The following is a 269-nucleotide window of genomic DNA, read 5'->3' as shown; positions in this document are numbered from 1 at the left end:
AAATTGTCTAAGTTATCAATCAACTTATTTATTTCAACCAAGATTCTTTCATCAAAATTAGAGATGCTACTCAGTAAATCATTTAAATTTTCTTCCATATTGAAAGGGAGTTTAGTCGCCCTCTCTGTTAATATTTTTACTAATTGTTTTTCTCCAGGATGTGGCATTTCATTTATCGCAAACAAAATATCAAAATAGCTTGCTAATAAAGCGGCTATTCTATGGTTAACACTTATATAATCGTTTCTCTTAAGTGCTTTTTCTATTTG

General features: G+C 29.0%; 1 pseudogene. It reads right to left on the bottom strand.

The features are described 5' to 3' along the window. Positions 1 to 269: pseudogene (locus AAHB12_RS31565) on the bottom strand (DUF4037 domain-containing protein); the annotation flags it as partial.

The organism is Bacillus sp. OTU530 (assembly GCF_038440375.1).
The sequence above is the reverse complement of the archived record's forward strand: the minus strand, read 5'-3'. Positions and strand labels throughout refer to the sequence as shown.